Source organism: Citricoccus sp., assembly GCF_032154715.1.
Classification (GTDB): domain Bacteria; phylum Actinomycetota; class Actinomycetes; order Actinomycetales; family Micrococcaceae; genus Citricoccus.
Map to the genome: position 1 here is coordinate 1 of NZ_JALDXU010000141.1, position 5,648 is coordinate 5,648.

7 protein-coding genes are annotated in these 5,648 nt (G+C 71.3%); 1 reads left to right on the top strand and 6 read right to left on the bottom strand.

Annotated elements, in window-relative coordinates; translation table 11 throughout:
* Nucleotides 1-104: 104 nt before the first annotated feature.
* From RUH65_RS15130 to RUH65_RS15155, 6 genes are all read right to left on the bottom strand, one after another.
* Entirely contained in the window at nt 105-1,262 is a 1,158-nt protein-coding gene (locus tag RUH65_RS15130) for a pirin family protein (protein ID WP_313818455.1), read from the bottom strand.
* A gap of 24 nt (nt 1,263-1,286) precedes the next feature.
* A complete protein-coding gene (locus tag RUH65_RS15135; RefSeq protein WP_313818456.1) occupies nt 1,287-1,547 on the bottom strand; it encodes a carboxymuconolactone decarboxylase family protein in 261 nt (86 codons plus the stop codon).
* A gap of 74 nt (nt 1,548-1,621) precedes the next feature.
* Nucleotides 1,622-3,169, bottom strand: coding sequence for a DUF5129 domain-containing protein (locus tag RUH65_RS15140; protein ID WP_313818458.1), 1,548 nt, complete (start codon nt 3,167-3,169; stop codon nt 1,622-1,624).
* A gap of 72 nt (nt 3,170-3,241) precedes the next feature.
* Nucleotides 3,242-3,898: an NAD(P)-binding domain-containing protein gene (locus tag RUH65_RS15145; protein ID WP_313818459.1), complete on the bottom strand. Its 657-nt coding sequence runs from the start codon at nt 3,896-3,898 to the stop codon at nt 3,242-3,244.
* Nucleotides 3,895-4,365 (bottom strand): ribonuclease E activity regulator RraA, encoded by a 471-nt coding sequence (rraA, locus tag RUH65_RS15150; protein WP_313818461.1) that lies wholly within the window; start codon nt 4,363-4,365, stop codon nt 3,895-3,897. The genes RUH65_RS15145 and rraA overlap by 4 nt, the downstream gene beginning before the upstream one ends.
* Nucleotides 4,362-5,255, bottom strand: a complete 894-nt coding sequence (locus RUH65_RS15155; RefSeq protein ID WP_313818462.1) for a fumarylacetoacetate hydrolase family protein — start codon at nt 5,253-5,255, stop codon at nt 4,362-4,364. Before RUH65_RS15155 ends, rraA begins: the two co-directional genes overlap by 4 nt.
* A 152-nt stretch (nt 5,256-5,407) precedes the next feature.
* Between RUH65_RS15155 and RUH65_RS15160 the strand changes: the two genes are divergently transcribed.
* The coding region (locus RUH65_RS15160; RefSeq protein ID WP_313818463.1) for a hypothetical protein at nt 5,408-5,648 on the top strand (241 nt) is incomplete at its 3' end.

Here is a 5,648-nt window from a genome sequence, read left to right on the forward strand (position 1 = left end):
CCCCCCCCCCCCCCGGCTTTGTCGTCGGTCTGTGTCGCCTCGGTCCGTCGGTGGCTAGCGGCGCCGGAGTGCCTGCAGGTGCTCCGAGGATGGTGTCTGATCACTCATGGGCACTGCTGTCTCCTCGAGGGTGGGTTGGCACGAGGTCGCATGCGGGTGGTGGGCAGTGCCGGAGCCGGCAAGGGGGCGGGGGTGCCCGCCGGGAAGTCACCGAACTGCGGGAACTGCCGGCCGTCGCGGTAGCTGGTGCCGGTCATGCCCTCCAGCAGGCCCCCGGACACCGGTGCTCCCAGAGGAACGCCGTCCAGCGGAGAGTCCTCCCTGGGTGCCTCGAAGCCCATCTCGGCCTGGTAGGCGGCGCGCCAGGCCACGATCTCCTCGTGGGTGCGGCCCACGAAGTTCCACCACATGATGATCTGCTCGCCGAGGGGTTCGCCGCCGATCAGCAGCGCCGTGACGGGGTCCGGCCCGGAGGTGATCTTCAGGCGGGTGCGGCCGGGACCGACGAAGCCCAGGTGGTCCTCGGGGATCTCGACTCCATCCAAGGAGAGGGCCCCGGTGACCTGGAGCAGGCCGTGCTCGTGGTCGGCGGGGACGTCCACCTCCAGGGTGGTGCCGGGGTCCATCCGCAACTCCACGCCCGTGAGTGGCAGGTGGGTTCTCACCGGGGAGGTGGAGCCCAAGAGGGAGCCGAGGAAGACGCGGGCGGTGTAGCCGGGTCCGGTGACCGGTTCTGGTCGATGGGCCTCGAGCGAGGGGGCGGTGGCACGCGCATGCTCCGGGAAGGCGTACCAGAGCTGGGCGCCATGGAGGACGGTGGTGTCCGCCGTGGAGAACTCCGAGTGGGTGATCCCGGAACCTGCGTTCATGAGGTTGACCTCGCCAGGGCGAACGGTGGCCCAATTCCCAGCTGAGTCGATGTGGTCCACGCGCCCGGTGAACAGCCAGGAGACGGTCGCCAGCCCGGTATGCGGGTGTCGGGGGACCGCCATGCCCCCGGTGGCGGAGACATCGTCCGGACCGTAGAAGTCCAGGAAGCACCAGGCACCGATCAGAGAGCGGGCCCGCTGCGGCAGGGTGCGTTTGACGGTCATGGCTCGGGGCCCGCCGAGCGGGACCGCGCGGGGCTCGAGCAGCTCGACCGTGCCGGTTCCGCCGGCGTGCGGGCCCACACCGTCCGAAAGGCCCTCGGTGAAGCGCGGCCCGGTGGCCGGCGCCGTCCTGCAGACGGTCTCCTGCGGGTCAGTCTCGGTGTTGCTCATGGCGCGTTCCTCGCTTCCAGCTGTTCAACGGCGCCTGACCGTCTCGGCCAGGTCCAGAGCGGCCCGCTCCGTCTCGCTGTAGAGGGCCTCCGCCTCCCGCCAGGCGGCCAACACGCCGAGCCGCTGGGAGTCGAGGCCGGCGTCGATCCCGTAGCGGGTGTGAACCTCGAGGCAGTAGGCGCAGCCGTTGATCTGGGAGATGCGCAGATTCACCAGCTCCACGAGCTGATCGTCCAGCCCGGCCTTCCGGGCGGCGTTCTTCGCGGCGACGGACAATCCGCCCACGGATCCTGGCGTGCGTCAGTGCTCATGACCATGCCAACCGCGGGCCCGTCAGCAACATTCCTGGTGCCCGTCCCTCAGAAGCTGGAGGAGGAGCCGGCGCCGGAGAAGCTGCCGCCCGAGCTGCCGTATCCGGTCGAAGAGGACGAGGAGGAGGCCTCCGCCTGCTCCCGCGCGGTCACCACGTGGGACTGGCCTGAGGAGTACCCGAGGTGGAAGGCGGTCGCGGTCCAGAACCACCCGGGCTGGTGCACGGTGTCCAGGATCGAACCGGGTCGGTGGGAGGCACGGTTCCGTTCCCGGTCCAGTTCCCCCTGCAGGGTCTGACGTTCGGCATCGGACGTGGCGAAGGCGTTGATCTGGGCCTTCGCGTAGTCGTCCAGCAACCCGGTCAGGCGGATCCGCAGGGCGTCCAGGCCGTCGAGGGCCTCGTCCGGGGAGAGCTGGCCGGTCTCCAGGCCAGCGCCCAGCCGCTCCAGCTCCCGCTCCGCCTCAGGGCGGAAGGAGCGCAACGGGGTGAGCTGGTCTGCCGTGAGCTGGGACTGTCCCGTCACCAGCTCGCCGATCTGCTCCAGGTCCTCGCGCATCGGAGCGGTCTGGAGATCCCAGGCCTCGGGCCAGCCCGGGTACTTGTTCAGCAGCGTGTTGGTACTGCCCACGGTGTCGTCGAGCTGGTCGAGTTCCTCCGCCTGCTTCGTGTACGCCGTGATGGCCTGGCGGTGTTCCTTGCGGTGCAGCTTCTTCGCCGGGAGGCCTGACAGCCGGTCGTTCTCCCGGGCGGCCTCCAGATAGCGTTCGTGGAAGGTGCGGTACCGCTCGAGCACCATGGCCCCGTACGTCGAGTCATCCGGCACGGTATGGGCGTTCAGCTCGGTGGCCTCGAGGTCCGTGCTGACGTTGGCGAAAGCCCGGTTCCCGCGGTCCAGTTCCGCCTGCGCCTTCTGCCGCCGACTGTTCCTGCTGGCCACGCTCACTCCGCCGACGATGCCACCGATGACCACCAGGACCCCGCCGCCGACCCACAGCCCCGGGTGCCGGTACCAGGGCCGGTTCATCACGGCCCCGGCGGCCTCGGTCGCGTCCAGGGCGGCCTGCGTCCAGTTGGCCTCCTGCAGGGAGTCGAACGCCGCGTCCCGGATGTCCTCCTGGAGTTCCAGGCTGACCTTCCGGTCCTCCCCGAAGTAGACCCCTTGCAGGCGGCCCTCCGGGTCGAGAGCGTAGATGAACAGCCCGTCCGCCCACTTCTGCCCGTCGTCGCTGATCCACTCCGGATGGTTCTCGCGGGCATCCGCCAGGACGCGTTCATTGAGGTTGGACTCGGCCTCGCCGCGCTGAGTCCAGACCACCACGGTGGTCGGCTCGTAGAAGGAGATCCCGTCCAGGCCTTCGCGCAGGGTCGGCTCGTGGATGATTCCGGCGCCGTCCTCGAGGATGACGTCCTCGGCCTGGTCGGCCTGAGCCGGGGATGCACCCATGACGAGGGCCGCCGGCACGGTGGCCAGCAGGCCGAGCGCCAGGCCGAGGGCCGCGACCCAGCCGGTCACCCTGTTCGCTGCCCCGGCCGCCGTTCTGGAGCGGGGTGTGGCACGCGGGCCGGTTCGGATGTGGGCGGTGTCGGTGGGCATCGGGCGTCCCTGCTCTCGGTGGCCAGTCTCGGTTCGGATCGGTCGGGTCGGGCAGAGCCGCAACCGTTCCCCTCAGTCCTGCACCACAGTACCGCCGGTGAGACGGGCCAGCTCGGGTGCGGACATCGGCCGGTTGAAGACCGGCCCGTCCGGCTCCAGGGCCCGGCCGGCGGCCAGGGCGGGCAGCAGCACCGGGGCGAACCCCAGCTCACCGGCCAGTTGCCCGACGGCGGCCGCGGCGTCCTCGCGGTCCGAGGCCACTCCCAGCGCTCGCCGTTCGGGGCCCGGGGAACGGCCGGCGGTGTCCAGCTCCCAGTGGCTGACGTGGTTCAGGGCCTTCACCACCGTGGCGCCCGGGAACCGGGCGGCGAGGGCTTCGGAGCTGGACCGGCCGGCGTCGAGCGCGGTCTGGAGCCAGCCCGGGAGCGGCTCTCCGGCCCAGCGGTTGGTGGCATCCACGAGGAGGCAGCCGTCCAGCCAGCCCGGGTCCACGGAATCGAGGTCCTCCTGGGGGACCATCAGCACCACGATCGGCTGGTCCGTACCGTCCTGCGCGATCGCCTCCGCCGCCACCGCGGTGGCCCGGGGGGCGTACTGGGACAGGTGCAGGCGCATCGCGGTGGGTGGTCGGCTGGACGCGATCCGCACGGGCAGGCCGGCCGCGGCGGCGGCCCGGGCGAGCGAGGTCCCCGCCCGGCCGGCGCCGAGGATGTTGAGGGGGCGGATCACGGCGTGACCAGGATGCCGTCCTCGTCCGCCCAGAGGGTGGCGCCCGGGGTGAAGGTCACCCCACCGAACTCGACGGGGAGGTCCACCTCGCCGGCCCCGTCCTTGGCGGACTTCCGGGGGTTGGACCCCAGCGCCTTGACGCCCAGGTCCAGGGTGCGGACGACTGCCCGGTCCCGGATGGCTCCGTGGATGACCACTCCGGACCAGCCGTTCCGCACGGCGGCCCCGGCGATGAGGTCCCCCAGGAGGGCGGACTCCAGGGAGCCGCCACCGTCCACCACCAGCACTGCGCCGTGACCGGGGGAGTTCAGGACCTGCTTGACCAGCCCGTTGTCCCGGTGGCAGCGGAGGGTCCGCACGGGGCCGGTGAACACCGGCCGGGCGCCGAGGTCCAGGAACTGGACCGAGCAGGACTGCAGCGTCCCATCCGCGTCATAGAGGTCGCACGTGGTGAATCCGGCGGTCACCGGATCTCGTTCCGCTGCCGGCCCAGGCCCTCGATCTCCGTCTCCAGGACGTCCCCGGCCTTCAGCCAGGGGCGCCGGCCGGCGTCGTTCTTCCGGGCCAGGGCGACCCCGGCGGGGGTGCCGGTGAGGATGAGGTCCCCGGGCAGCAGGGTGACCAGATCGGAGAGGTAGGAGACAAGCTTGGCTGCCCCGAACACGAGGTCCCCGGTGGAGTCCTGCTGCATGACCTCGCCGTTGACGCGGGTGGTGATCGTGGCGCCGGGCTCGTACTCGTCCGGCGTGACCAGCCACGGGCCGATCGGCGTGGTCTCCTCCCAGACCTTTCCCTGCGTCCATTCAGTGGTGCGGCCCTGGTAGCCGCGGACGGAGACGTCATTGGAGATGGCGTAACCGGCGATGTGGGCGGCAGCCTGATCCTCGGGGATGCGACGGCCGGGTTCGCCGATGACGACGCACAGCTCGCCCTCCCAGTCCAGCCGGTGGTCCTCGGCCGGGACCTCGATGGCATCCGTGGCCCCGGTGAGCGTCTGGGCGAACTTGGTGAAGATGGAGGGGTGCTCCGGCAGCTCCAGCCCGGTCTCCAGGATGTGGTTGCGGTAGTTCAGGCCGATGCAGAACACCTTGGTGGGGAACGGGATGAGCGTGGCGGGCTCCAGTGCCGCGGCGTCCAGCACCCGGGAGGGCTCCTCCGCCGCCGCGGCGAGGGTGGCCTCCACCAGCTCGCTGCGGTGCGGTTCCGGCAGGGACAGGAAGTCCCCGACGTCGATCACGCCTTCCAGCTCGACGGCGGCCGTGGCGCGGGGACCGTCGGTCTCCGTGACGAGTGCGGCGAACGTGGCGCCGGGGGTGTCTGGGTCCGAGCCGGGCAGTCGAAAGGTAGAGAGCTTCATGGGAACATCCCATCACACCGCCCGCCCGGCCCGCTCGACGGAGGGGTGGTGGTGATCCCCATCACCCTCTGGAGGCCTGGTTCGGTTATTATGCTCGCGGCAGGGTGGAGGGAAACGCCCTGCCCATCACTCCACCCACGAAGGACGACACCGTGTCTCGTCAGCCTCCTGCCCCGCGGCGCCGCCGTGCGGGCCTCCTCGCCACCGCCCTCAGCCTGGGTCTGCTGCTGCCGGGGCTGGCCCTGGCCGCCCCGGCTGCGGCCGACTCCGAGCACCTCACGCCCCTGGACCAGACGACGGAGTTCGACGAGTCGCTCCCGGTCCTCGACGGCTCCGTCCTGGATGCCGTGCAGGGCAAGAGCGCGGGGCCTGACTCCGCCCGCGGCCGTGCCG